This is a genomic window from Sphingobium sp. HWE2-09 (assembly GCF_035989265.1).
In the GTDB taxonomy this organism is placed as follows: Bacteria; Pseudomonadota; Alphaproteobacteria; order Sphingomonadales; family Sphingomonadaceae; genus Sphingobium.
Genome location: NZ_JAYKZX010000003.1, coordinates 1249807 through 1274508 on the forward strand (window position 1 = coordinate 1249807; position 24702 = coordinate 1274508).

27 protein-coding genes are annotated in these 24702 nt (G+C 62.0%); all 27 read right to left on the bottom strand.

The features are described 5' to 3' along the window. The 27 genes from U5A89_RS11455 to U5A89_RS11585 all read right to left on the bottom strand — a co-directional run bounded on the left by U5A89_RS11455 (position 1) and on the right by U5A89_RS11585 (position 24560). Entirely contained in the window at positions 1-372 is a 372-nt protein-coding gene (locus tag U5A89_RS11455; RefSeq protein ID WP_445190647.1) for a GNAT family N-acetyltransferase, read from the bottom strand. Between the two features lie 89 nt (positions 373-461). Continuing rightward, positions 462-731, bottom strand: a complete 270-nt coding sequence (locus U5A89_RS11460) for a DUF1467 family protein (RefSeq protein ID WP_338161252.1) — start codon at positions 729-731, stop codon at positions 462-464. Positions 732-843: 112 nt separating this feature from the next. Next, on the bottom strand, positions 844-2481 hold the full coding sequence (locus U5A89_RS11465) for a ribonuclease J (RefSeq protein WP_338161253.1): 1638 nt from the start codon (positions 2479-2481) through the stop codon (positions 844-846). Continuing rightward, the gene (locus U5A89_RS11470) at positions 2481-3260 is read right to left on the bottom strand and encodes a type III pantothenate kinase (RefSeq protein ID WP_338161254.1); all 780 of its coding nucleotides are present in this window, start codon (positions 3258-3260) and stop codon (positions 2481-2483) included. The genes U5A89_RS11465 and U5A89_RS11470 overlap by 1 nt, the downstream gene beginning before the upstream one ends. A 10-nt stretch (positions 3261-3270) precedes the next feature. After that, entirely contained in the window at positions 3271-3972 is a 702-nt protein-coding gene (locus tag U5A89_RS11475) for a biotin--[acetyl-CoA-carboxylase] ligase (protein WP_338163024.1), read from the bottom strand. Positions 3973-3974: 2 nt separating this feature from the next. Further along, positions 3975-5411: an NADH-quinone oxidoreductase subunit NuoN gene (nuoN, locus tag U5A89_RS11480; protein WP_338161255.1), complete on the bottom strand. Its 1437-nt coding sequence runs from the start codon at positions 5409-5411 to the stop codon at positions 3975-3977. Further along, a complete protein-coding gene (locus U5A89_RS11485) occupies positions 5411-6958 on the bottom strand; it encodes an NADH-quinone oxidoreductase subunit M (protein ID WP_338161256.1) in 1548 nt (515 codons plus the stop codon). The genes nuoN and U5A89_RS11485 overlap by 1 nt, the downstream gene beginning before the upstream one ends. After that, positions 6958-9036 (bottom strand): NADH-quinone oxidoreductase subunit L, encoded by a 2079-nt coding sequence (nuoL, locus tag U5A89_RS11490; RefSeq protein WP_338161257.1) that lies wholly within the window; start codon positions 9034-9036, stop codon positions 6958-6960. The genes U5A89_RS11485 and nuoL overlap by 1 nt, the downstream gene beginning before the upstream one ends. Before the next feature lie 10 nt (positions 9037-9046). Beyond that, positions 9047-9352 carry an NADH-quinone oxidoreductase subunit NuoK gene (gene nuoK / locus U5A89_RS11495; RefSeq protein WP_009821720.1) on the bottom strand — a complete coding sequence of 102 codons (306 nt, stop codon included), beginning with the start codon at positions 9350-9352 and terminating at the stop codon, positions 9047-9049. Further along, the gene (locus U5A89_RS11500; protein ID WP_338161258.1) at positions 9349-9960 is read right to left on the bottom strand and encodes an NADH-quinone oxidoreductase subunit J; all 612 of its coding nucleotides are present in this window, start codon (positions 9958-9960) and stop codon (positions 9349-9351) included. The genes nuoK and U5A89_RS11500 overlap by 4 nt, the downstream gene beginning before the upstream one ends. Positions 9961-9989: 29 nt before the next feature. Beyond that, positions 9990-10475 carry an NADH-quinone oxidoreductase subunit NuoI gene (gene nuoI, locus U5A89_RS11505; protein ID WP_338161259.1) on the bottom strand — a complete coding sequence of 162 codons (486 nt, stop codon included), beginning with the start codon at positions 10473-10475 and terminating at the stop codon, positions 9990-9992. Then, positions 10472-11521: an NADH-quinone oxidoreductase subunit NuoH gene (gene nuoH, locus U5A89_RS11510; RefSeq protein WP_338161260.1), complete on the bottom strand. Its 1050-nt coding sequence runs from the start codon at positions 11519-11521 to the stop codon at positions 10472-10474. The genes nuoI and nuoH overlap by 4 nt, the downstream gene beginning before the upstream one ends. Before the next feature lie 106 nt (positions 11522-11627). Further along, positions 11628-13634 (bottom strand): NADH-quinone oxidoreductase subunit NuoG, encoded by a 2007-nt coding sequence (gene nuoG, locus U5A89_RS11515; protein ID WP_338161261.1) that lies wholly within the window; start codon positions 13632-13634, stop codon positions 11628-11630. Between the two features lie 2 nt (positions 13635-13636). After that, positions 13637-14980, bottom strand: a complete 1344-nt coding sequence (gene nuoF, locus U5A89_RS11520) for an NADH-quinone oxidoreductase subunit NuoF (RefSeq protein WP_338161262.1) — start codon at positions 14978-14980, stop codon at positions 13637-13639. Next, positions 14980-15129 carry a hypothetical protein gene (locus tag U5A89_RS11525; RefSeq protein WP_338161263.1) on the bottom strand — a complete coding sequence of 50 codons (150 nt, stop codon included), beginning with the start codon at positions 15127-15129 and terminating at the stop codon, positions 14980-14982. The genes nuoF and U5A89_RS11525 overlap by 1 nt, the downstream gene beginning before the upstream one ends. Further along, positions 15126-15794, bottom strand: coding sequence for a complex I 24 kDa subunit family protein (locus tag U5A89_RS11530; protein WP_338161264.1), 669 nt, complete (start codon positions 15792-15794; stop codon positions 15126-15128). Before U5A89_RS11530 ends, U5A89_RS11525 begins: the two co-directional genes overlap by 4 nt. Then, entirely contained in the window at positions 15794-17029 is a 1236-nt protein-coding gene (locus U5A89_RS11535; RefSeq protein ID WP_338161265.1) for an NADH-quinone oxidoreductase subunit D, read from the bottom strand. The genes U5A89_RS11530 and U5A89_RS11535 overlap by 1 nt, the downstream gene beginning before the upstream one ends. Further along, positions 17029-17865 (bottom strand): NADH-quinone oxidoreductase subunit C, encoded by an 837-nt coding sequence (locus U5A89_RS11540; RefSeq protein WP_338161266.1) that lies wholly within the window; start codon positions 17863-17865, stop codon positions 17029-17031. The genes U5A89_RS11535 and U5A89_RS11540 overlap by 1 nt, the downstream gene beginning before the upstream one ends. Before the next feature lies 1 nt (position 17866). After that, positions 17867-18421 carry a NuoB/complex I 20 kDa subunit family protein gene (locus U5A89_RS11545; protein ID WP_261934516.1) on the bottom strand — a complete coding sequence of 185 codons (555 nt, stop codon included), beginning with the start codon at positions 18419-18421 and terminating at the stop codon, positions 17867-17869. Continuing rightward, positions 18412-18786 carry an NADH-quinone oxidoreductase subunit A gene (locus tag U5A89_RS11550; RefSeq protein ID WP_088184016.1) on the bottom strand — a complete coding sequence of 125 codons (375 nt, stop codon included), beginning with the start codon at positions 18784-18786 and terminating at the stop codon, positions 18412-18414. The genes U5A89_RS11545 and U5A89_RS11550 overlap by 10 nt, the downstream gene beginning before the upstream one ends. Positions 18787-18915: 129 nt before the next feature. Then, positions 18916-19731: an inositol monophosphatase family protein gene (locus tag U5A89_RS11555; protein WP_338161267.1), complete on the bottom strand. Its 816-nt coding sequence runs from the start codon at positions 19729-19731 to the stop codon at positions 18916-18918. 39 nt (positions 19732-19770) lie between these two features. Beyond that, positions 19771-20142: a hypothetical protein gene (locus tag U5A89_RS11560; protein ID WP_338161268.1), complete on the bottom strand. Its 372-nt coding sequence runs from the start codon at positions 20140-20142 to the stop codon at positions 19771-19773. Next, on the bottom strand, positions 20142-20708 hold the full coding sequence (gene efp / locus U5A89_RS11565; RefSeq protein ID WP_338161269.1) for an elongation factor P: 567 nt from the start codon (positions 20706-20708) through the stop codon (positions 20142-20144). The genes U5A89_RS11560 and efp overlap by 1 nt, the downstream gene beginning before the upstream one ends. Before the next feature lie 295 nt (positions 20709-21003). Beyond that, entirely contained in the window at positions 21004-21576 is a 573-nt protein-coding gene (locus U5A89_RS11570) for a M23 family metallopeptidase (protein ID WP_338161270.1), read from the bottom strand. After that, positions 21573-22685: a L,D-transpeptidase family protein gene (locus U5A89_RS11575; protein WP_338161271.1), complete on the bottom strand. Its 1113-nt coding sequence runs from the start codon at positions 22683-22685 to the stop codon at positions 21573-21575. Before U5A89_RS11575 ends, U5A89_RS11570 begins: the two co-directional genes overlap by 4 nt. Before the next feature lie 74 nt (positions 22686-22759). Further along, positions 22760-23467, bottom strand: a complete 708-nt coding sequence (thiE, locus tag U5A89_RS11580) for a thiamine phosphate synthase (protein ID WP_338161272.1) — start codon at positions 23465-23467, stop codon at positions 22760-22762. 187 nt (positions 23468-23654) lie between these two features. Continuing rightward, positions 23655-24560, bottom strand: coding sequence for a fructose bisphosphate aldolase (locus tag U5A89_RS11585; RefSeq protein ID WP_338161273.1), 906 nt, complete (start codon positions 24558-24560; stop codon positions 23655-23657). Between the last annotated feature and the right edge of the window lie 142 nt (positions 24561-24702).

Sequence of the window (24702 nt, forward strand, 5' to 3'; positions counted from 1 at the left end):
CTATCGGTCAGCCGATGGCTTTGCGGAAGTAGACGACCTGTTCGGTTTCGATGAATCCGGCGGCAAGGTGAAAGGCGTGGCTTTCCAAATTCGGGCGGTGTCCGAAGCCATGTCTGCGCAACCTTGCGCTTGCCCCCACGCTGCCACGCAGTCGATCAGCAGTTTCGCCACGCCGCCCCGTCGTGCCCGTTCGGTCACATACAGTCCTTCTACGAAGACGACCGGACTGGTATCACAGCCATTGACATAGTCGTGGCGCAAAGCCGCTTCGACAAAGGCCACAGCGTCGCCGCCCTCATCCAGCATTATGAAGACAGGACGACTGTCTCCACCTTCCAGCATGTCGGTAATATCCTGCAGATGTTCAGCCATCGAAGAGTCCGGCCATAGCGCGGTCCGCATCTGCGCCCAAGGCATGGCGTGAGCAGCGGTAGCGCGTATGATCCGCCCCGCAGCCTCACTCATCGTCCGTGGCCGTAACCGGGCAGCATGTCTAATGTCACCCAGCCCTGCACATAATTGGCGTAATAAAGACCAAACATAAGCGTCGCCAATATCGTCGCACGCAGCATCACCAGGCCGGGCCGGAAATTGCTGGGCGCGCTATCCGCCTGTCCCTTCAGCAGCACCTCGCCCGTTTCATCGGGCGTGCGGATGCCGAAGGGCAGCATGATGAAGGCACTGATGACCCACATCAGGAAATAGATGGCGAAGATGGCGTACCAGTTCATGCCTGTGACCTAGAGCGATTTCTGAGTAGATGAAATCATCTGATGCCTCAGAAATCGCGGTAAAATATACACCCAAAAGGATTGATCCGATGCCATCGGATCGCAACCGGCTCTAGGCGCGAACGAGCAGGACGTCCACTATCGGCTTCTTGCCCGTCCAGCGTGTCGCCGTCCGGCGTACCGCCAGACGTATCCGCTCACGCAGAGCATCCTCCTCTTGCGATCCCTTGGGTACGACGGCGGTGACTTCATCGGCCGCTTCGGCGAGGAAAGCCGCCTTGTCTTCCTCCACCGGCACGCCCTGGGTGCGCAGCACAGGATCACCGATCAACTTGCCCTTGCGATCGATCGCGACGGCGACGCTGATCTGGCCGTGGAGGCCCAGCTTGCGTCGCTCGTTGATGGTTGCGCCATCGGCCGGCAGGATGACGTCGCCGTCCAGCACCAGGCGCCCCACATCCTGCTTGCCGATAATTTCCGGCGCACCCGGCGCCAGGCGCAAAAGATCGCCGTTCGACTGCACCACCGCATGGCGAATGCCACTGGTGATGCCGAGCCGCGCCTGTTCCGCCATATGGCGGCGTTCGCCATGGACCGGCAAAAGAATCTCAGGCCGTATCCAGCGATACATGGCCTCCAGCTCGGGGCGACCGGGGTGGCCGGACACATGGACTTCGGCCTGCCGATCGGTGACCATCAGGATGTTCTTCTGCGCCAGCGCATTCTGGATGCGGCCGATGGCGATTTCATTGCCGGGGATCTGCTTGGACGAGAAGATCACCGTGTCGCCTTCCGCCAGCTTGATCGGATGGCTGTCGAACGCGATGCGGGAAAGCGCTGCGCGTGCTTCACCCTGCCCGCCGGTGGCGATGATCATTACCTCACTGCGGGGCAGGTGCATGACATCGTCCCAGTCGACCGTCGGCGGGAAATCCTTGAGGTAACCGGCCGCCTTGGCGGTGCTGATGATGCGATCAAGCGAACGCCCGGCGACGCAGACCTTACGCCCGGTGGCGGCCGCCACTTCGCCCAGCGTCTGCACACGGGCGGCATTGGAGGCGAAGGTCGTGACCAGCACGCGTCCCTTCGCCGCCGCGACGGTCTGCATCAGCCCCTCGCGCACGTCACCTTCGGACCCGCTGGCCTTGTCGTTGAAGACATTGGTGCTGTCGCAGACCAATGCCAGCACGCCTTCGTCGCCGATCGCCGTCAGTTCCGCTGGCGTGGACGGCTGGCCCAGCAAGGGCTGCTCGTCCAGTTTCCAGTCGCCGGTATGGAAGATACGACCATAGGGCGTATCGATCAGCACCGCATTGCCTTCGGGAATGGAGTGGGCCAGCGGCACGTAACGGAAGCCGAACGGCCCAAGATTGAAGCTGCCTTCATTCTGAATCACATGCAGCTTCACCTCCTTGGAGAGGCCTTCTTCTTCCAGCTTAAGCCGGATCAGACCCGCCGTGAAGGGCGTAGCATAAAGCGGCACGCCAAGGTCTGCGGCCAGATAGGGAATCGCACCGATATGATCTTCATGCCCATGGGTCAGCACGATCCCGAGCAGATCCTTGCGCCGTTCCTCGATAAAGCTGAGGTCCGGTAGAACCAGTTCGATCCCGGGATAGGTGGGATCGCCAAAGGTCATGCCCAGGTCGACCATGACCCATTTGCCCTGGCAACCGTAGAGATTAACGTTCATGCCGATCTCGCCCGACCCACCGAGGGCCAGGAAGATCAGTTCATCCTTGGGTGTCATTATGTCTTCAAACTCCGTTCGTGCATCAGCGCGAGGCCCTGAACCGTCAGGTCCGGCGCGATCGCATCGAAAATATCGCTATTGTCATTGAAGAGGACCGCCAGGCCCCCCGTCGAAATCACTCTGGTCGGTCGGCCGATCTCCGCCCTCATGCGGGCGACCAGCCCCTCCATCATTGCAACATAGCCCCAGAATACGCCTATATGCATCTGCGCTTCGGTGGTTCGCCCGATGACCGAACGATTTTCAGGCGGCGCGATAGCGATCTTGGGCAATTTGGCCGCAGCCGCCACCAGCGCATCGAGCGACAGGTTGATCCCCGGCGCGATAATCCCGCCCTTATATGCGCCGCTATAATCCACCACATCAAACGTCGTAGCAGTGCCGAAATCGATGATGATCAGGTCGCCATTATAGAGATGGTGGGCAGCGATCGCATTTACAACCCGATCCGCGCCCACCGACGCCGGTTCGGCCACGTCCAGTTCGATGCCCCATTCGACCGGCGCCTGTCCGGCGATCAAAGCGCTAGTCTTGAAATATTTGTCGGCCAGAACCTGCAGATTATGTAGCGCACGTGGCACGACGGTGGCGATGATGACCGCATCGACATCGCCGATGGCATAGCCTTCCAGCTGCAGCAACTGGTTCAACCAGACCGCATATTCGTCGGCTGTCCGTCGCGGATCGGTGGCGATCCGCCAGCGCGCCTTGATCTCGCGCCCTTCGACCAGCGCGAAAACGACATTGGTGTTACCCGCGTCGATCGCGAGAAGCATGGCCGGTTCCTCAGCTCAGAATGATATCGCCCGCGTGAATGGCACGGCTCTGCCCATTCGCCAAGCGCAGGATCAACATACCCTGCCGGTCCAGCGTATCGAATGTGCCTGACACTTCTTCGCCATCGGGTTGAACCACCCGCATCGGCGTGCCGGTCGGATGGGCGTTGAGCAGCCAATGGGCGCGGATGGGATCAAGGCCTTGGGCGCGCCAGATCGACAGCCAATGGGCGAAGAGTTGCGCAAGTCGTTCGTAAAGTTCGGGCGCTTGCGCGTCATCTGCCCTCTGCGCCGCCAGACTGGTGACCGGACGGTCCAATCCTTCCGGATGACCGCGTACGTTGATACCGATGCCGACGACGATCGCGTCGCCTGCCCGTTCCAGCAAAATGCCCGCTATCTTTGCGCCATCGACCAATATGTCGTTGGGCCATTTGATCCGCGCCTGCCCCGCGCATAGCGGCGCGACCAGCGCATGGACCGCATTGGCGGCGACCAGCGCCAGCGTATGCGGCAACGCATCGGTCGGCTGAAGAAGCACGATGGTCGAGCAATAGAGATTGCCGTCAGGGCTTTCCCAACTGCGTCCCATCCGCCCCTTGCCGCCTGTCTGGCGTCCGGCGCGCAACCAACTGCCGTCGGCTGCGCCATCCCCCGCCAACGCCAGCATGTCGGCGTTGGTGGAGCCGGTTTCCTCGACGAAACGAAACAGGGTCAGAAGAGCGACGCCGCCGCGGCCGCGCTCGCCTGGTCCAGTACGGGGTTGAGGAGATAACCCAGCACGATCACCACGGCTGACACGGTCAGGATGACATTCTCAACCGCACCGCCCTTGGCTTCATAGGCCATGGTCGGCTCGTCGAAATAGATCGTTTTGATGATCTTGAGATAATAAAAGGCGCCGATCACCGAAGCCGCGATACCGAAGGCGGCCAATGCCGTCAGGCCCGACGCCACGGCGGCATCGAATACCAGGAACTTCGCCCAGAAGCCGAAGAGCGGCGGGATACCGGCCATCGAGAACATGAAGATGGCGAAGGCCGCGGCCAGACCCTTACGCGATTGCGACAGGCCGGCCAGGCTGGCGATCGTCTCGACCGGCTTGCCGTCCGCATCGCGCATTTGCAGGATACAGGCGAAGGCACCGATGGTCATGACGACGTAGATCGCCATATAGCTCATCGTCGCCGCCGCACCCGCTGGCGTGCCTGCGGCCAGGCCGATCAGCGCGAAGCCGACATTGTTGATCGATGAATAGGCCATCAGGCGCTTGATGTTGGTCTGGCCGATGGCGGCGACCGCACCGAACAGGATCGAGGCGAGCGCGACGAAGATCACGATCTGCTGCCAGTCGAGGCCTGCCGGGCCGAGCGCTTCGATCGCGACGCGCACGGTAAGGCCGATCGCGGCGACCTTCGGCGCACTGGCAAAGAAAGTCGTGACCGGGGTCGGCCCACCTTCATAAACGTCGGGCGTCCACATATGGAACGGCACGGCGCTGATCTTGAAAGCGAGGCCGGCAAGCACGAACACCAGGCCGAACAGTTCGCCCTTCGACACGCCATCGCCCAGCGCCACGGCAATGCCGTCAAACGCCGTACTGCCGGTGAAGCCGTACAGCAGCGAGATACCGTAGAGAAGAATGCCGCTGGCCAGCGAACCCAGCACGAAATATTTGAGGCCCGCTTCCGAAGAGCGTCCATCCTGGCGCATGAAGCTGGCGAGCACGTAGGAGGCCAAGCTGTTCATTTCCAGGCCGACATAGAGCGTCAGCATATCGCCCGCCGACACCATCATGCCCATGCCGATGGCTGCGAACAGGATCAGCACCGGATATTCGGGACGGGGCGCGCCATCGACCGAGAAGAAGCGCGGGGCTAGCAGAATGGCCGCAGCGGCGGCGGCATAGATCAAAGCCTTCGCATAGGCCGAGAAGGCGTCGGCGCGATACAGGCCGTCAAAAGCGTCCGGCCCATGGGCGAGCGAAACTGACAGGGTCAGGCCCGCGATCACCAGCGTGATGACCGACAACCAGTTCACGACGCGCGCCGTGCCGTCGCCGCCAAAGGCCGCGACCAGCATAAGGCCCAGGCCACCAACCGTCAGAACGAGTTCCGGCAGGACCGCCAGAAGGGAAGCGGAGTCAACCATTAATGCGCCTCCCCGTGCGCGGATGCTTCTTCATGATGGCCCTCACTCGCTGGCTTGGGCGCACCCATCTTGATCTTGGAGTCTCCTGCGGGAGCCGCAGGGGCGAGGCGCGCTTCGAGCGCGCGAATGTCGGACCGCATGGGCGCCAGGAAGCTTTCGGGATAGACGCCCATCCACAGCACCGCAGCGGCGATCGGCGCCAGCAACCAGATTTCCCGACCCGACAGGTCGGGCATGGCGGCGGCATCGGCATTGACCTGCTCGCCATAGCAAATGCGGCGATACAGATAGAGCATATAGGCGGCGCCCAGGATGATGCCCGTGGTGCAGACCAGCGCTACCCAGCTTGATGCCTGGTAGATGCCCATCAGCGACAGAAACTCCCCGACGAAGTTCGACGTACCCGGCAGGCCGACAGAGGCCATGGTGAACAGCAGGAACAGGGTCGCATAACGCGGCATATTGATGCTGAGGCCACCATAGCGGCTGATCTCACGCGTATGCAGCCGGTCGTAGATGACGCCGACGCACAGGAACAGCGCGCCGGACACCAGGCCATGGCCCAGCATGACCATCATCGCGCCTTCGATACCCGCCTGGTTGAAGGCAAACAGGCCGACCGTCACGATCGCCATATGCGCGACCGAGGAATAGGCGATCAGCTTCTTCATGTCGGACTGCACCAGCGCGACCAGTGACGTATACACCACCGCGACCATCGACAGCCCCCAAACCAGCGGCGCGAGCTGCGCCGAAGCTTCGGGGAACATCGGCAGCGAAAAGCGGATGAAGCCGTAGCCACCCATCTTCAACAACACGCCTGCCAGGATGACCGAACCGGCGGTCGGCGCCTGAACGTGCGCGTCGGGCAGCCAGGTGTGGACCGGCCACATCGGCATCTTCACTGCAAAGCTGGCGAAGAAGGCCAGGAACAGCCAGGTCTGAACATGCGGATCGAAATTATAGGCCATCAGCGCCGGAATTTCGGTCGTGCCCGCTTCGTGCACCATCCACATCATCGCGATCAGCATCAGGACCGAGCCGAGCAGCGTGTAAAGGAAGAATTTATACGAGGCGTAGATACGGTCCGCACCACCCCAGATACCGATGATGAGGTACATCGGGATGAGGCCGGCTTCGAACATGATGTAGAAGAGGTAGAGATCCTGCGCCGTGAAGACGCCGATCATCAGCACCTCCATGAACAAGAAGGCCGCCATATATTCGCCGACGCGCTTGGTGATCGCGTTCCAGCTGGCGCCGATGCAGATCGGCATCAGGAACACGGTAAGCGCAATCAGCATCAGCGCGATGCCGTCGATACCCAGCGCCCAGGCGAAGCGACCGAAAATCGGTGCATATTCCTGGAACTGCCACTGCAGGCCGCCCTGGTCGAAATTCATCCACAGGACGATGCCCAGGACCAGATCGACCAGCGTCGCGATCAACGCGATCCAGCGCGCCGTTTTGGCGCCCGAGAACAGGCAGGCGATGGCCCCGGCCATCGGCACTGCCATCATCAGGGAAAGGATGGGGAAGCCGTCCATTATCGTGTCATCGCCCAGGTTGCGGCCGCGGCAAGCCCGATGAGCATCACCAGCGCGTAGGTGTAGAGGTAGCCGGACTGAAGCCGACGCGTGATCTTGTTGCCCTGCACGACCAGCGAAGCCAGGCCGTTCGGCCCGAAGCGGTCGATGAAGCCGACGTCACCAAACTTCCAGAAGAAGCGACCGATGGCGAAGGCTGGCTTGACGAACAGGAAGTTATACAGCTCGTCGAAAAACCATTTGTTGAGCAGGAACGTGTACAGGCCAGTGAAGGTCGCCACGAAACGGCGCGGCCAGTCGGTGTTCTTAATATAGCTCAACCAGGCGATGAACAAACCGGTCAGCATCACGGTGAACGGCGCAAACTTGACCCAGGTCGGCACCTCGTGCGCGGCGTGCATCAGATGGCTGTCGAACGACAGAGCGCCCTTCCAGAATGCGATGCCACCTTCCGGCCCGATGAACTGGTCGTGGAAGACGAAGCCGGCGAACACCGCGCCCAGGCTCAGCACGATCAGTGGGATCAGCATGACCAGCGGGCTTTCGTGCGGATGATAGCCACCCGTGCCGTCGCCAGCATCATGGACGTGATGATCATGCGCTGCGTGGGCATGCGGCGCATGGCCCGCATCTTTCTGCGACGGCGCGTCATGTGCATGGTCGTCATGACCATGCGCGTCATGCAGCGCGTGCTGGATATGTTCGGACTGGGTCCAGCGCGGCTTGCCGAAGAAGGTCAGGAAGACCAGGCGCCAGCTGTAGAAGCTGGTGAGCAGCGCGGCGAATACGCCGACGATGAACGCGCCGGTCCCGGCCCCGCCAGCGGCATAGGCCGCTTCCAGAATGCCGTCCTTCGAATAGAAGCCGGCAAAGCCCACGCCGACGAGCGGCAGGCCCACGCCGGTGATGGCGAGCGTGCCGAGCGTCATCGTCCAGAAGGTGATGGGGATGCTTTTGCGCAGACCACCATAATAGCGCATGTCCTGCTCATGATGCATCGCATGGATGACCGACCCTGCACCGAGGAAGAGCAGCGCCTTGAAGAAGGCATGCGTGAACAGGTGGAACATCGCCGCGCCATAAGCGCCCACGCCTGCAGCAAAGAACATATAGCCCAGCTGCGAACAGGTCGAATAGGCGATAACGCGCTTGATGTCGGTCTGCACAGTGCCGACGGTGGCGGCGAACAGACAGGTCGCGGCGCCCACATAAGTGACGACCGTCAGGGCCGTGGCAGATGTTTCGAACATCGGCGACAGGCGGCAGACCATGAAGACGCCCGCAGTGACCATCGTCGCCGCGTGGATCAGCGCCGACACGGGGGTCGGGCCTTCCATCGCGTCGGGCAGCCAGGTGTGGAGGCCCAACTGCGCCGACTTGCCCATCGCGCCGACGAACAGCAGCAGGCAAAGGACCGTCATGGTGTCGAAGCGGTAGCCCAGGAACCCGATGGTCGAACCGGCCATGGCAGGCGCGGCTTCCAGGATTTCCGGGATCGATATGGTGTTGAACACCAGATAGGTGCCGAAAATACCCATCATGAAACCAAGATCGCCGACACGGTTGACGACGAATGCCTTGATCGCTGCGGCGTTGGCGGACGGCTTGCGGAACCAGAAACCGATGAGCAGATAGGAGGCAAGGCCCACCCCTTCCCAACCGAAGAACATCTGGAGCAGATTGTTCGCGGTCACGAGCATCAGCATCGCGAAGGTGAAGAGCGAGAGATAGGCGAAGAAGCGCGGCTGATCCGGCTCTTCGTCCATATAGCCCCAGCTATAAAGGTGGACGAGGCTGGACACGCTGGTGATGACCACCAGCATGACCGCGGTCATCGCATCGACCCGCAAGGCCCACTGCGCATCGAAGCTACCGCTTTCGATCCAGGTAAACAGCGGTGTGACATGCGCCTGGGCGCTGCCGGTCAGAAAGCTGATAAAAATCGGCCAGCTCATTGCGCAAGCGGCAAAGAGCGCGCCGGTGGTGACGATCTTGGCCGGCAGTTTGCCAAGAGCCTTGTTGCCAAGGCCCGCAATGGCTGCGGCCAGCAGCGGAAGAAGGACGATAAGCTGGATCATGGAACTTGGCTCAGCCCTTCATCTGATTGATGTCATCGACGGCGATGGTGCCGCGACCGCGGAAATAGATGACGAGGATGGCAAGGCCGATGGCCGCCTCACCCGCCGCGACGGTCAGCACGAACATCGAGAAGACCTGCCCCACCAAGTCACCCAGAAAGGCGCTGAAGGCGACGAGGTTGATGTTCACGCTCAAAAGGATCAGTTCGATCGCCATCAGGATGATGATGACATTCTTGCGATTGATGAAGATGCCCAGCACCCCCATCACGAACAGGATGGCGCTGACCACCAGATAATGTTGAAGGCCGATCACAGCTCCACCCCCTGCCCCATGGGCTGATTGATATTGCGGACCGCATCCTGCGGACGGCGACGGTTCTGTTTGGCGATGTTCTGGCCCTTCACGCCGCCACGAGCGCGGTGCGTCAGGACGATCGCGCCGATCATGGCGACCAGCAGGACGATGCCCGCCGCTTCGAACAGGAAGATGTAGCGCGTATAGAGGAGGGTTCCGACCGCCTTGATGTTCGATACATCCGCGGCGGCAGGCGCAGCGCGCTGTGCCAGTTCGATCGGGCCGACGCTCCACAGGCCGATGCCCAGGATGATTTCCGCCAGCAGCACCAGCGCGATCAGCAGGCCGAAGGGCAGATAGCTGACGAACCCGGCGCGCAATTCGGCAAAGTCGATGTCGAGCATCATGACCACGAACAGGAACAGCACCGCGACCGCACCGACATAGACGATGACGAGCAGCATCGCGATGAATTCGGCGCCCAGCAGCACCATCAGGCCCGCCGCGTTGAAGAAGGCCAGGATCAGCCACAGCACCGAATGAACGGGGTTGCGCGACAGAATGGTGAGCGCGCCGCTGCTCACCACCAAAATGGCGAACAGGTAAAAGGCGAGGACGTGAATCACAGGTTCAATTTCCCTTTGACGCGCGCGGCTTAACGATAGGGGGCATCGGCGGCAAGGTTCGCGGCAATCGCGCGTTCCCACTTGTCGCCATTTTCCAGGAGCTTGGCCTTGTCGTAGATCAGCTCCTCGCGGGTTTCGGTCGCGAACTCGAAATTCGGGCCTTCGACCACCGCGTCCACCGGGCAGGCTTCCTGACAGAAACCGCAATAGATGCACTTGGTCATGTCGATGTCGTAGCGCGTGGTGCGGCGGCTCCCATCTTCGCGCGGCTGCGCCTCGATGGTGATCGCCTGCGCCGGACACACCGCTTCGCACAGCTTGCACGCGATGCAGCGTTCTTCCCCGTTGGGATAGCGGCGTAGCGCATGTTCGCCACGGAAACGGGGCGAGATCGGGTTCTTCTCATAGGGGTAGTTGATCGTCGCCTTGGCCTTGAAGAAATATTTCAAAGTCAGCGCGTGCGCCTTCACGAACTCCCAGAGGGTGAAGCTCTTGATATAATAAGCGAGGCTCATTGTGCGCCTCCATAGCGCGTCAGCATGAGGAAGCCCGACACCAGAAAGACGAAGAAGAGCGAGGTCGGCAGGAAGATTTTCCAGCCCAGCCGCATCAGCTGGTCATAACGGTAGCGGGGCACCGTCGCCTTCACCCAGGAGAAGACGAAGAAGAAGAACAGGATCTTGGCGAACAGCCACAGGATGCCCGGCACATAATAGAGCGGTGCCCAGTCGAGCGGCGGCAGATAGCCACCCCAGAACAGGATCGCGTTCAGTGCGCACATCAGGATGACGTTGGCATATTCGCCCAGCCAGTAGAGCGCGAAGGCCATGGACGAATATTCGGTCTGGTAACCCGCGACCAGTTCGCTTTCCGCTTCGGTCAGATCGAACGGTGCGCGCGCGGTTTCGGCCAGGGCCGAGATCAGGAACATGATCGCCATCGGGACGAGCAGCGGGTTGAAGCCGTTGCCGTTCAGCAAGCCATAATAGCCCTTCTGGCTTTCCACGATCGCGGTCAGATTGAACGATCCCGCCCACAACACCACCGTGATCAGGATGAAGCCGATCGAGACTTCATAGCTGATCATCTGCGCGCTGGCGCGGATCGCGGAATAGAAGGGATATTTGGAGTTGGACGCCCAGCCCGCCAGGATGATGCCGTAAACCCCTAGTGACGAAATCGCGAGGATGTAGAGCAGGCCGACATTGATGTTGGCGAGCACCACGCCGACCTGAAACGGAATGACCGCCCAGGCCATCAGCGCCACGGTGAAGGTGATGATCGGCGCGATCAGGAACAGCGCCTTGTTCGACGCCGACGGGATGATGGTTTCCTGCAGGAAGACCTTGAGGCCGTCCGCGAAGGATTGCAGCAGACCGAACGGACCCACGACGTTGGGCCCACGGCGCAGCGCCATCGCCGCCCAGATCTTGCGGTCGGCATAGATGATCATCGCGACCGCCAGCATCACCGGCAGCGCAATGGCAAGGATGCCGATGATGGTCGACAGGAACCAGGCGCCTTCGAACGGCACGCCCAGATTTTGGAAGAAAGCGGTCACTTGGCGCCCCCAGCGTTAACAGAGCAGCGTGCTCCCGCGAAGGCGGGAGTCCAGTTCAGACCTCGGGACTGGGTTACCGCCTGCGCGGGCACACGGATGCGCTGCGTCATTCCGCCGCCTCCGCAAATTCAGTCCCATGGATCAGTTCGGCCGAGCATTGCTGCATCGTCGGGCTGGCGCGGCATATGGCGTTGGTCAGGTAGAAATCCTTGATCGGCGACGCCAGTTCACCGGTCGCGCCGGTCGGCAGCGATGGGATGGACCAGCCATAATCGGCCAGACCCTCGACACCCAGCGCCGGCACCGCCTTGACCATTTCGGCGCGCAGTTGCGCGAAGCTGTCGAAGGGCAGCTTGGCGCCAAGGGCTTCGGACAGGGCGCGCAGGATCGACCAGTCCTCGCGGGCGTCGCCCGGCGCGAACACGGCCTTTTCGCCGAACTGGACCCGGCCTTCGAGATTGACGTAGGTGCCCGCTTTTTCGGCATAGCTTGCGCCCGGCAGGATCACGTCCGCCGCATGCGCGCCCTTGTCGCCATGATGGCCGATATAGACTTTGAAGCTATCTTCGAACGCGGCATAATCCACCTCGTCCGCGCCCAGCGACAGGAGCAGTTTGGGCTTGGCTGCTGCGACGGCCCTGATGCCGCCCTGCGTCGCATAACCCAGCATCAGTCCGCCCATCCGGGCCGCGGCGAAGTGCAGGACGTTATAGCCGTTCCAGCCCTCTTTCACGAGGCCTAACGTCTCGACCAGCGCCAGCGTGTCGCCGTGCGCGCCATCCTTGGCCAGCACGCCACCGCCCACGATCATCGCGGGACGGGCTGCTTTGCCAAATGCTTCGACCACCGCTTCCGGCAGCTTGGCGAGCAACGACGCATCATTGCCCAGCCATTCGACCTTGTAAGTCAGATCGAACTCCGGCCCGACCACGAAGACCTTCGCGCCCTTCTTGATCGCCTTGCGGATGCGCGTGTTCACCAGCGGCGCTTCCCAGCGCAGGTTGGTGCCGACCAGCAGGATGGCGTCAGCGGTTTCCAGATCGGCGAGCGGCGTGTTGAACACCACCGACGACAGGCTCGACACGTCGTAGGACAGGCCGGTCTGACGCCCTTCCAGCATCGTGCCACCCAGCTTTTCGACCACCGCCTTGCCCGCGAACATGGTTTCGCAGTCAAGCAGGTCGCCCGCGATCGCAGCCACGCTGCCGCCATGCTGCACCGCTGCGACGGCGGCGAAGGCTTCCGCCCAGGTCGCTGGAACCAGCTTGCCGTCCTTGCGGACATAGGGCTGATCAAGGCGCTTGCGGACCAGACCATCGACATTGTGCCGGGTCTTGTCCGACGCCCACTCTTCGTTCACGTCGTCATTGATGCGCGGGACGGCGCGCAGCACCTGGCGACCACGGCTGTCGAGGCGGATGTTGGTGCCGACCGCGTCCATCACGTCGATCGCATGGGTCTTCTTCAATTCCCAAGGACGCGCTTCGAACGCATAGGGCTTGGCGGTCAGCGCGCCGACCGGGCAGAGATCGACCACATTGCCCGACAGCTCGCTCTTGGCGGCATGTTCGAGATAGGTGGTGATCTGCATATTTTCGCCGCGATAGATGGCGCCGATTTCCGGCACGCCCGCAACTTCCTCGGCAAAGCGCACGCAACGGGTGCACTGGATGCAGCGCGTCATGACCGTCTTGACGATCGGACCCATATTCTTCTCGGTCACCGCGCGCTTATTCTCGTCATAGCGCGACGCACCGCGGCCATAGGCGACCGACTGATCCTGAAGGTCGCATTCGCCGCCCTGGTCGCAAATCGGACAATCGAGCGGATGGTTGATGAGGAGAAACTCCATCACCCCTTCGCGCGCCTTCTTGACCATTTCGCTGTCGGTGCGAATGTCCTGACCTTCAGCCGCCGGGAGCGCGCAGCTTGCCTGCGGCTTGGGCGGTCCGGGCTTCACTTCGACCAGGCACATGCGGCAATTGCCCGCGATGGACAGCCGCTCATGATAGCAGAAGCGCGGAATTTCCTTCCCCGCCAGCTCGCACGCCTGGAGGACAGTGGCGCCCGCCGGAACGTCGAGTTCTACGCCGTCAACTTTGACCTTCGGCATGATTACTCCGCTGCCTCCATGACGGGGGCGCTACCTTTATGTTCATTGATCCGGCGCTCGATTTCAGGCCGGAAATGCTTGATCAGCCCCTGGATCGGCCAAGCCGCCGCGTCGCCGAGCGCGCAGATGGTGTGGCCTTCGACCTGCTTGGTCACCTGATGCAGCATGTCGATTTCCGACAGATCGGCGTCGCCGGTGCGCAGCCGTTCCATCACGCGCCACATCCAGCCCGTGCCTTCGCGGCAGGGCGTGCACTGGCCGCAGCTTTCATGCTTATAGAAATAGCTGAGGCGCGAAATGGCGCGGACGATGTCGGTAGACTTGTCCATGACGATCACGGCGGCAGTACCGAGGCCCGAACCGACGGCTTTCAAACCGTCAAAGTCCATCGGCGCTTCCATGATCTCCCGGGCGGGGACCAAAGGCACTGACGAACCGCCGGGAATGACCGCCAGCAGATTGTCCCACCCGCCACGGATGCCGCCGCAATGGCGGTCGATCAGTTCCCGGAACGGGATCGACATCAATTCCTCAACGACGCAGGGCTTGTTTACATGGCCGCTGATCTGGAACAGCTTGGTGCCGCGATTATTCTCGCGCCCGAAGCCATTGAACCAGGCCGCGCCGCGCCGCAGGATCGTCGGGCTGACCGCGATCGATTCCACATTGTTGACCGTGGTCGGGCAGCCGTAGAGGCCCGCGCCCGCCGGGAAAGGCGGCTTCAGGCGAGGCTGGCCCTTCTTGCCTTCCAGGCTTTCGATCTGCGCGGTTTCCTCGCCGCAGATATAGGCGCCCGCGCCACGATGGACGAACACGTCGAAGTCATAGCCTGACCCGCAGGCGTTCTTGCCGATGAAGCCCTTTTCATAGGCCTGCTCGACCGCAGCGAAGAGCACCTTCGCCTCATAGATGAACTCGCCGCGGATATAGATGTACGCCGCGCGCGCGCGCATCGCGAAGCCGGCGATCAGCGCGCCTTCGATCAGCTTGTGCGGATCGTGGCGGATGATTTCGCGGTCCTTGCACGAACCCGGCTCGGATTCGTCGGCGTTGATGACCAGGAAGCTGGGACGGCCGTCCTTGCTTTCCTTGGGCATGAAGCTCCACTTCATGCCGGTCGGGAAGCCAGCGCCGCCACGGCCGCGCAGGTTCGACGCCTTGACGATGTCGATGATCGCGTCCTGGCCGATTTCCATCAGCTTCTTGGTATTGTCCCAATCGCCGCGCTTCATCGCCGCGTCGATGCCCCAATCCTGGAAGCCATGGACGTTGGTGAAGATGCGGTCCTTGTCGGACAGCGGCCCTACGAAGGGGGGCGGAGCAGGAGGTGCGGTTTCGTCGGCCATTACCGGCCCTTTCCGATCAGTTTTTCAGCCACGAAATAGGCGATAACGGCGAGCGCCAGCCCGATGACCAGGCCCAGCACCGCGCCGATGATCTTGAGCGCGATCACGAAGACGATGACGCCCAGGATGATGGCGATCAACGCGCTCATGCCCATTCACCCCGATAATCGTGGTTTTCGGTGACCATCTCCTTGAGGGTGGTAGGACCACCTTCGGGCGCGCTGGTCTGGCGGTCGATCTGCGGGCCGATCTTGGGCTGGCCCCCAGTGGCCAGCGTTTCCAGGATCGCGCTCATGCTGTCATAGGTCAGATCTTCGTAATTATCATCGTTGATCTGGACCATCGGCGCGTTGGCGCAAGCGCCCAGGCATTCGACTTCGGTCAGGGTGAACAGGCCGTCGGGGGTCGTGCCGCCCTTGACCAAGCCTTTATTCTTGCAGGCCGAAAAGACATCGTCGGAACCGCGCAACATGCACGGCGTCGTGCCGCACACTTGCACATGATAACGGCCCACCGGCGCAAGATTGTACATGGTGTAGAAGGTCGCGACCTCATAGACGCGCATGTACGGCATATCGAGCTGACGCCCGATATATTCCATCACCGGCACCGGCAGCCAGCCATTGGTCTGCGTTTCCGCACCCACCTGGCGCTGGGCCAGATCGAGCAGTGGCATCACCGCCGACTGCTGCCGACCGGCGGGATAGCGCGCGATGACCGTCTTGGCCTGTTCGGCATTTTCGGCGGTCCACTCGAACGCGCCCCAGCGCGCGCGGGTTTCGGCCTCATCGGGAATATGCACTGCGTCAGCCATTATCGGTCACATTCTCCGAACACGATGTCCATCGCGCCCAGTACAGCGGTTGTGTCGGCAAGCATGTGGCCCTTCATCATGAAGTCCATGGCTTGCAGATGCGAGAAAGCGGTCGGACGGATCTTGCAGCGATAGGGCTTGTTGCTGCCGTCGCTGACCAGATAGACGCCAAATTCGCCCTTGGGGCTTTCGGTCGCCACATAGACTTCGCCCGCAGGCACGTGGAAGCCCTCGGTGTAGAGTTTGAAATGGTGGATCAGCGCTTCCATCGAGCGCTTCATCTCGCCGCGCTTGGGCGGCACCACCTTGCGGTCGAAGCTGGCGATCGGGCCTTCGGGCATCTCATTGAGACACTGCTTCATGATGCGTGCGGACTGGCGGACTTCCTCGACGCGGACCATGAACCGGTCGTAGCAGTCATATTGCGTGCCGACGGGAACGTCGAATTCCATCCGATCATAGACGTCATAAGGCTGCGACTTGCGGATATCCCAGGGGATGCCGGAGCCACGGATCATCGGACCGGAAAAGCCCCATTTCAGCGCGTCTTCCTTCGACACGATGGCGATGTCGACGTTACGCTGCTTGAAGATGCGGTTGTCGGCCACCAAGCTGATCGCGTCCTCGAACAGGCGCGGCAGGCGGGTGTCGAGCCAGTCGGCGATATCGGTCAATAGCTTGAGCGGCACATCCTGATGCACGCCGCCCGGCCGGAAATAAGCCGAATGCATCCGCGCGCCCGAAGCGCGCTCAAAGAAGTTCAGGCAATCCTCGCGGATTTCGAACAGCCATAGGTTCGGCGTCATCGCGCCGACGTCCATGACATGCGAACCCAGGTTGAGCATGTGATTGCAGATACGGGTCAGTTCCGCGAAGAACACGCGCAGATATTGCGCGCGCAGCGGCACTTCCAGATTCAGCAGCTTTTCGATCGCCAGCACATAACTATGCTCCATGCCGAGCGGCGAACAATAGTCCAGCCGGTCGAAATAGGGCAGCGCCTGCATATAGGTCTTATATTCGATCAGCTTTTCGGTGCCGCGATGCAGCAGGCCGACATGCGGATCGCAGCGCTCGACGATTTCGCCTTCCAGTTCCATGACCAGACGCAATACGCCGTGAGCCGCGGGATGCTGCGGGCCGAAATTGATCGTGTAGTTCTGGATTTCCGTGTCGCCATAGGCCGGGTCGGCCACATCGACATGATGATCCAGCTTTTCCAGATAGTCGGACATTATGCCTTGTCCTCCGGCTTGGCTGCGCCCTTGCCTTCATCGGTGGCGGCGGCGGGCTTGGCGGGCGCGTCGGCCGACTTGTCCTCCGCCTTCTTGTTGGCGGCTTCGCCAGCACCGGTATCGGCCTTGCTTTCGGTTGCCTTGGGCGTCGGTGCGGCCGCATCGCCCTTCGGCGCGGCGGGCGGCGGCGGCGATGCGGGCGCCGGGCTAGGCGCGCCGGGCGCCTGGGGCGCCTTTTCGTCGCCGGGCAGCACATATTGCGCGCCTTCCCATGGCGACATGAAGTCGAAGCTGCGGAAGTCCTGCGCCAGCTTCACCGGCTCATAGACGACGCGCTTATCCTCTTCGGAATAGCGCAGCTCGACATAGCCGGTCAGCGGGAAGTCCTTGCGCTGTGGATGCCCCTTGAACCCATAGTCGGTCAGGATGCGGCGCAGGTCGGTGTTGCCGTCGAACACGACGCCATACATGTCGAACACTTCGCGCTCCAACCAGCCAGCGACCGGCCAGAGATGCGTGACGGTGGGAACCGGCATATCTTCGTCGGTCAACACCTTCACACGGACGCGATGGTTCCGCGTAACGCTGAGCAGATGATAGGCAACCTCGAACCGTTCCGGGCGATCGGGATAGTCGACGCCGGCGATTTCCATCAGCTGCTGATATTCGGCGCGGTCGCGCAGCAGGGTCAGCGCCTGCGGCAACGCGTCGCGCACGACAATGAAGGTCAGTTCATCGGCATGATCGACGGTTTCGATCAGCGTGGAGCCGAGGATGTCCTCGATCTCCTGCGCGATCCCGTCAATTGTCGCGATCTTGGGTGCGGAATGGCCCATATTAACGCTCAATCGTCCCGATCCGGCGGATCTTGCGCTGCAACTGCATCACGCCATAAAGCAGCGCTTCGGCAGTCGGCGGGCAACCCGGTACATAGATGTCGACCGGCACGATGCGGTCGCAGCCACGTACTACCGAATAGCTGTAGTGATAATAGCCGCCACCATTGGCGCAGCTGCCCATCGAAATCACATATTTCGGGTTGGACATCTGGTCGTAAACCTTGCGCAACGCAGGAGCCATCTTGTTGCAGAGCGTGCCTGCGACGATCATCACGTCGGACTGACGCGGGGATGCGCGCGGCGCAGCGCCGAAACGCTCCATGTCGTAACGCGGCATGTTGACGTGGATCATCTCGACCGCGCAGCAGGCCAGACCAAAGGTCATCCACCAGAGCGAACCGGTGCGCGCCCAGGTGAAGAGATCTTCCGTCGAGGTGACGAGGAAACCCTTGTCATTCACTTCACCGTTCAGCGCGTTGAAGAAGTCCTGGTCGGGCTGCGTGCCCTGCGGGGGCAAGGTGCCGGGCGCAGGGTTATAGAGTTCTACTCCCAATCGAGTGCTCCCTTCTTCCACGCATAGACGAGGCCAAGCACCAGCTCCGCTATGAAGATCATCATCGTCGCCCAGCCGGCCCAGCCGATCTGGTCGAGGCTTACCGCCCAGGGAAACAGGAACGCCGCTTCAAGATCGAAGATGATGAAGAGGATGGCGACCAGATAGAAGCGCACGTCGAACTGGCTGCGCGGCTCTTCGAACGCGGGGAAGCCGCATTCATATTCGCTGAGCTTGGCCGGTTCAGGCTTGTGCGCACCGGTCAGCCGACCCACCAGCATCGGCAGGAAGACGAAGGTGCCGGAGAGCAGCAGTGCGACCCCGAGAAAGATCAGGATCGGCAGATATTGGGCAAGATCGACCAACGGATTCCCCTGGGCGAAAAGGTTGTTGGGGGCGCTTTAGGCCTGCTGCATATGCGAAGCAAGGGGCCAAGGCGGTGAGAATGAATCGCAAAAAGGCCAAGCGCTTGAAGTGCTTGGCCCAAGCGGCCTTTACCGCAAGGCGCCAGCAACAAGCTTGTGCAGTTTGGAATGGATCGCGTCGTTACCGGCAATCACTTCCTTACGGTCGATCACCTGATCGCCACCGCGGAAATCGCTGACGAAACCACCCGCTTCGCGCACCAGCAGCAAGCCGGCAGCGACATCCCAGGGTTGCAGGCCGCTTTCCCAATAGCCGTCATAGCGGCCAGAGGCGACATGGGCGAGATCGAGCGAAGCCGCACCGAACCGGCGAATGCCCGCGACCGACGGGGCGACGGCACCAAAGACACGGGTCCATTGCGCCATGTCGCCATGGCCCATGAACGGGATGCCGGTGGCGATAACGCAATCGGCCAGGTCGCGGCGGGCCGACACGCGCAGGCGCTGGTCATGACGCCAGGCGCCACGGCTCTTTTCCGCCCAATAGCTTTCGTCGGTGACCGGCTGGTAGATGAGGCCCGTCGTGATCTCCCGCTTGCCGCTGCCATATTGCGGCTCTTCGACCGCGATGGAGATGGCGAAGTGCGGGATGCCGTGCAGGAAGTTGGTGGTGCCGTCGAGCGGATCGATGATCCAGCGCGGCTTGGTGGGGTCGCCGTCGATCACGCCGCCTTCTTCCAGCAGGAAGCCCCAATCGGGCCGCGCCTTCTGCAATTCTTCGACCAGCGTCTTTTCCGCCTGATGATCGGCCTTGGACACGAAGTCGGCCGGTCCCTTGCGGGACACCTGGAGATGTTCGACTTCGCCGAAGTCGCGACGGAGCTTCGACCCCGCCTTGCGCGCGGCGCGCTCCATGACGGTGAGAAGACCGGAATGCGATGCCATGATATGTCTCCGCCGCGCCGTGAAGGCGCGGCCTGCTGGTTATTTCTTCGGGGCGGGCTTGGCGGCCGCGGCGGCGGGCGGGCGATAGCCGCACACCCCTGCGATCACGGCCAGCATTTGCGACGGGTCTTTGCGATCGACCTTGCCGGCATTGGCGGCGATCACCTTGTCCGTCGCTTCGCTGACCTTCGACACCGAATTGGAATAGAGGCAGTCGAACAACGCGCTTTTGACCGGCGGTTCGACCTCGCTCGACTGGAGCGCGCTGGTGACGACGCGCAGCACATAGGCCGCGCTGTCGAGTTGCGCCTTGGTCGGGGCGCTCGGCTTTGTGACCTGGGCATGAAGCGCAGCCGGCAGGACGCCGATCGCGAAGATGGCGGCGATTGCCGTGCTGCGCGCCACCGACATCAGTCTGCCCGCTTCACATATTCGCGGGCATAGACGTCCACGACGATGCGGGTGCCGCTGACGATATGCGGCGGCACCATGACGCGCACGCCATTGTCGAGGATCGCGGGCTTGTAGCTGGCGGACGCGGTCTGGCCCTTCACCACGGCGTCGGCTTCGACCACCGTCGCTTCGATCGTGTCGGGCAACTGGACGCTGATCGGGCGATCTTCGTACATTTCCAGCGTCACTTCCATGCCGTCCTGCAGGAAGTCGGCGGCGTCGCCAAGCAGTTCGGACGGCAGGTTGATCTGCTCGTAATTCTCATTGTCCATGAAGACGAGCATGTCGCCTTCGGCATAGAGATACTGGAAATCCTTGGTATCGAGGCGAATGCGCTCGACGCTTTCGGCGGAGCGGAAGCGGACATTGTTCTTGCGGCCGTCGATCAGGTTTTTGAGTTCGACCTGCATATAGGCGCCGCCCTTGCCGGGCTGGGTATGCTGGATCTTGACGGCGCGCCACAGGCCGCCCTCATATTCGATATTGTTGCCGGGACGAATGTCCACGCCGCTGATCTTCGCCATGGGAAGAGCCTGCCTATATGTCTGAAGGTGGAAAAGAGCCGGCCTCTTGGAGGCTGGACGCGCCTTTATAGCGGGATGGCGTCAAGGGCAAGGGGGTGGCGGCCCGGTGCTTAACTTCGCACTTTTCCCGCTCGTTTCGTTAGAACATTTCCTATGTAGGAAATTTTGTTTCTAAATGGCTGGCGTGTTCCCGCGCAGGCGGAAACCCAGTGCAAGCCCGGGACTGGGTTCCCGTCTGCGCGGGAACACGCTGTGCTGTGGCGTCAAATACCATAATTGCGCTTTGTAGGACAGGTCAGCGGCGCGCCAGGAGCGGATAGGGATTGACCGCGCGTCCGCCATACCAGGGTTCGCCTGGCTGCATCGCATGCACCGCGAAATGAAGATGGGGGGCGGACGGGTCGGCATTGCCGGTGCTGCCGACGGTAGCGATGCGCTGGCCGCGGCGCAGCATCTGGCCTTCGTGAATGCCCGGCGCGTAGCCGTCCAGATGGGCGTAATAATAGAGCAGCCGCCCATCAGGTGACCGTTGATAGAGGGTGCGGCCGCCATCTTCGCTCCAGAAAATCTTGTCGATGCGACCATTGGCGGCGGCCAGCACCACCCTGCCCCGCGCCGCCATGATGTCGATGGCGTCATGCGGCCGCGCGCCACCCGCGCGCGCCTGCGTAAAGGTATCGGTGAGCGCCGAGGCAGGGACGCCTTCGACCGGGATCAACAGGACGCCATTATCGACAGGGTCGGATTGCGATGGCGGTGCGGACGTATCGGGTGCGTCCGCAGGCACGATGCGGACGCAGAAATGGGCGAAGGCGACGCAGAACAGAACAGCCAATCCCGCGCCAATCCAGCGCCGCCGCCCCTTCATGCCTGGAATTTCGCCTTTACCCCGCTCTTCACCATCTGGGCGAGACGAGCGGCATCCCAGTTGGTCAGGCGGATGCAACCATGGCTTTCGGTGCGACCGATCGTCTGCGGTTCGGGCGTCCCGTGGATGCCGTAATGATCCTTCGACAGGTCGATCCATACCACGCCGACCGGGCCGTTGGGGCCGGGTTTCAGCACCGCCTTCTCATCCTTGGACGACGCGTCCCAGAAGAGGTCGGGATTATAGTGGAAAACAGGATTACGGCTGACGCCCTTGATCGTCCATTCACCGATCGGCAGCGGATCATGTTGCGATCCGGTGGTTACGGGGAACTGCGCGATCAGGCGGTTTTCAGTGTTATAAACCTTCAATAGCCCTTCGGACTTATCCACGACCAGATGGTCGGCCTGCGGCTGGTCTTTCGCCACGCCAAGACTGGCGAGCGTTTCGCCCCAACCGCGCGCATCGCCTTCGATCATCGCGATCGGCTGGTTGTCGATCGCGGGCACGCGGATGGTCGTGCCTGCGCCGACTTTCGTATCGGGCGCGTTGAGCGCAATCAGCGCTTCGGGCGTGGTGTGGAAGCGCTCGGCGACCTTTTCCAGCAGGTTGCGATAGGTCAGCGCGGGCAGCTTTGCCTGCTCGTTCAAATTCCCGCGCGGTACGTCGAAAAAGGGACCGCGCGCGAAATCGTCGGGGATACGGACGAGATAGGTGGAGGGCCGCGCTTCGCCTTCCAGCAAGGCGGCGGCCGTCTTCTGGTCATACTCGCCCGTCACCGGCAGCTTGTTCGCCTCCTGGAACCCGCGCAACGCCGCCTTGAGGTTCATGCCATCCTTGCCATCGAGCACGCCGGGCGAAAAGCCCCAACGGTCGAGCGCCACCTGCGCCTGGAGAAATTTATTGGCGGGATAGGGATTTTGTTCCTGCACCACCTGGAAGGCATAGGCCTCCACCTTACCGGGTGCCGGCGCGGCGGCGCTGTTGGCGGGCTGGGTTATATTGCCAGCTTGGCCGCTATTGTCCTGCGGGGCGCTGCTATTGGCGTCGGTCACGCTGACATTGCAGGCGCTGCACAGCAAGGCGACGAGCAACAGATGGTTTTTCAAAGCGATTCTCTCCGTTCAGACGTAGAGACAACGCGCGACGGAGCGGAAGGGTGCGATGCGTCGCACCGACTTGCTTAGCGTGGCGGCGGTGGTTTGCTCGCGAGAACTTCGGCAAAGGCGGCGACGCCCGCTTTGGGGCCATCCGGATGGTTCCAGACCGCGCTGCTGACCGCCAGAAAATCCGCGCCCGCCGCCACCAAGGGCGCGGCATTGTCCGCCGTCACCCCGCCGATCGCGACGCAGGGCAGTTCGAACAGCGTGGTCCACCAGCCGAGGATCGAGGGTTCGGCGCGATGGAGCGTTTCTTTCGTAGAGGTGGGATAGAAGGCACCGAAGGCGACATAGTCGGCCCCCGCCTCCCCTGCTTCCATCGCCAGATGGCGGCTGTCGTGACAGGTGACGCCGATCTGCACTTTTGGCCCCAATTGCTTACGCGCGTCGCGCGGGTCGCCATCCGTTTGACCGAGATGGACGCCGTCCGCTTCAAGACGCTTGGCAAGGCCGATGCTGTCGTTGACGATGAAGGCGACCTCCCGCTCCGCGCATAGCGCCTGGATCGGCGGGGCGAGCGCGGCGATGGCGTGATCGTCCAGCCCCTTGAGCCGCAGCTGAAACGCGGCGATATCGCCGCCGTCAAAGGCCGCAGCCAGTTGATCGAGGAAATCGTCGCCAAGGGTTGGCGGGGAGATCAGGTAAAGCTGGCAGGCGGGGCGGAAGCCCGGTTCGAACTGGTCGGCGAAATGCGGATCGAGCGCCAGCTCTTCATCGGTGAAATCGGTCATGGGCGCTTTATAGCCATTCGGGCGGGAAGGCCAAGGGCGCGATGCGGGATGAAATGCCCAAGCTCTTATCCGTTCGGGCTGAGCGAAGTCGAAGTGCCTTCGTTGTTCAGGCGAGCCCTTCGACAGGCTCAGGGCGAACGGAGGTGGTGACGTTACCGGGCGGAGATGATCCGCCCGGTATTATATGTCAGGCCGCGACCGGCTGCTTCGCCGTCGAAGCGCCGTGGATTTCGTCGATCGCTTCGCCCAGCGACGCGTTGAACTCGTCGTCGGTCATCTGGTGACGCAGATCGTTGAGCAGCGCGCGGCTGAAGCTGGCGATGATGCCGCGATTTTTGGCGAGTTCGACGCAGGCTTCGGGACGGGCGAAACCGCCCGACAGGGCGACGACGCGTAGCACGGCGGGATGATCGACCAGCGGATCGAACAGGCCGGGCTTGGTCGGCAGCGACAGCTTCAACATCACCTGAACGCCGTCGGGCAAAGCATCGAGAATCTTGAGGATTTCTTCCAGCAGGATCTGGTCGGCCTCCGCGCGTTCGGGCGACTTGATGTTCACTTCCGGCTCGATGATCGGCATCAGACCGGCGGCGAGAACCTGCTGGCCCACTTCGAACTGCTGCGCGACCACGGCAGCGATGCCCTCGCGATTGGCGAGGTTCACGACCGAGCGTTCCTTGGTGCCGAACACGCCCAGCGCCTTCGACCGGTGGAGCAGGATGTCGAGATCGGGATTGGGCTTCATCAGCTGCACACCGTTCGCTTCATCTTCCAGACCCTTGTCGATCTTGATGAAGGGCACCACGCCGCGCTCCAACAGCGCCTGCGGCGTGGGCTTGCCATCGACGGTGCCGTCCATGGTGCGTTCGAACAGGATCGCACCCAGCACCTTGTCGCCGGTGAAGGCGGGCGAGGTGATGACGCGGCTGCGCATCGCGTGGATGAGGCCGAACATTTCCTCTTCGCTGGACCAGGCGTCTTCTTCCACGCCATAGCCCTTGAGCGCCTTAGGCGTCGATCCGCCGCTCTGGTCGAGCGCGGCGATGAAGCCCTCGCCCGTTGCGATCTTCTGCTTCATATCTTGATCCAGCATCTGCACATACCTTCCCTTGGGCGCCGCCCCCTGGCGACACGAAAATTGTCTATCGACGGACGCTCCACCATCTGTCGGCCGGACGCGATTGTACATCGATGATCGCCGGTTTCCGGCTGGTAGCCAGTCCCATGCCGCATCG

What these genes read in the sequence shown, in the direction of transcription:
- U5A89_RS11530 (WP_338161264.1), bottom strand. Translation starts at nt 15,794, where the DNA reads ATGGCTGACGCAGTGCATATTCCCGATGAGGCCGAAACCCGCGCGCGC.
- U5A89_RS11555 (WP_338161267.1), bottom strand. Translation starts at nt 19,731, where the DNA reads ATGGCATCGCATTCCGGTCTTCTCACCGTCATGGAGCGCGCCGCGCGC.
- nuoF (WP_338161262.1), bottom strand. Translation starts at nt 14,980, where the DNA reads ATGGCCGACGAAACCGCACCTCCTGCTCCGCCCCCCTTCGTAGGGCCG.
- U5A89_RS11470 (WP_338161254.1), bottom strand. Translation starts at nt 3,260, where the DNA reads ATGCTTCTCGCGATCGACGCGGGTAACACCAATGTCGTTTTCGCGCTG.
- U5A89_RS11525 (WP_338161263.1), bottom strand. Translation starts at nt 15,129, where the DNA reads ATGAGCGCGTTGATCGCCATCATCCTGGGCGTCATCGTCTTCGTGATC.
- U5A89_RS11460 (WP_338161252.1), bottom strand. Translation starts at nt 731, where the DNA reads ATGAACTGGTACGCCATCTTCGCCATCTATTTCCTGATGTGGGTCATC.
- U5A89_RS11540 (WP_338161266.1), bottom strand. Translation starts at nt 17,865, where the DNA reads ATGGGCCATTCCGCACCCAAGATCGCGACAATTGACGGGATCGCGCAG.
- U5A89_RS11535 (WP_338161265.1), bottom strand. Translation starts at nt 17,029, where the DNA reads ATGTCCGACTATCTGGAAAAGCTGGATCATCATGTCGATGTGGCCGAC.
- nuoG (WP_338161261.1), bottom strand. Translation starts at nt 13,634, where the DNA reads ATGCCGAAGGTCAAAGTTGACGGCGTAGAACTCGACGTTCCGGCGGGC.
- U5A89_RS11570 (WP_338161270.1), bottom strand. Translation starts at nt 21,576, where the DNA reads ATGAAGGGGCGGCGGCGCTGGATTGGCGCGGGATTGGCTGTTCTGTTC.
- U5A89_RS11485 (WP_338161256.1), bottom strand. Translation starts at nt 6,958, where the DNA reads ATGGACGGCTTCCCCATCCTTTCCCTGATGATGGCAGTGCCGATGGCC.
- U5A89_RS11465 (WP_338161253.1), bottom strand. Translation starts at nt 2,481, where the DNA reads ATGACACCCAAGGATGAACTGATCTTCCTGGCCCTCGGTGGGTCGGGC.
- U5A89_RS11455 (WP_445190647.1), bottom strand. Translation starts at nt 372, where the DNA reads ATGGCTGAACATCTGCAGGATATTACCGACATGCTGGAAGGTGGAGAC.
- efp (WP_338161269.1), bottom strand. Translation starts at nt 20,708, where the DNA reads ATGGCGAAGATCAGCGGCGTGGACATTCGTCCCGGCAACAATATCGAA.
- nuoN (WP_338161255.1), bottom strand. Translation starts at nt 5,411, where the DNA reads ATGGTTGACTCCGCTTCCCTTCTGGCGGTCCTGCCGGAACTCGTTCTG.
- nuoL (WP_338161257.1), bottom strand. Translation starts at nt 9,036, where the DNA reads ATGATCCAGCTTATCGTCCTTCTTCCGCTGCTGGCCGCAGCCATTGCG.
- thiE (WP_338161272.1), bottom strand. Translation starts at nt 23,467, where the DNA reads ATGACCGATTTCACCGATGAAGAGCTGGCGCTCGATCCGCATTTCGCC.
- nuoI (WP_338161259.1), bottom strand. Translation starts at nt 10,475, where the DNA reads ATGAGCCTCGCTTATTATATCAAGAGCTTCACCCTCTGGGAGTTCGTG.
- U5A89_RS11560 (WP_338161268.1), bottom strand. Translation starts at nt 20,142, where the DNA reads ATGTCGGTGGCGCGCAGCACGGCAATCGCCGCCATCTTCGCGATCGGC.
- U5A89_RS11585 (WP_338161273.1), bottom strand. Translation starts at nt 24,560, where the DNA reads ATGCTGGATCAAGATATGAAGCAGAAGATCGCAACGGGCGAGGGCTTC.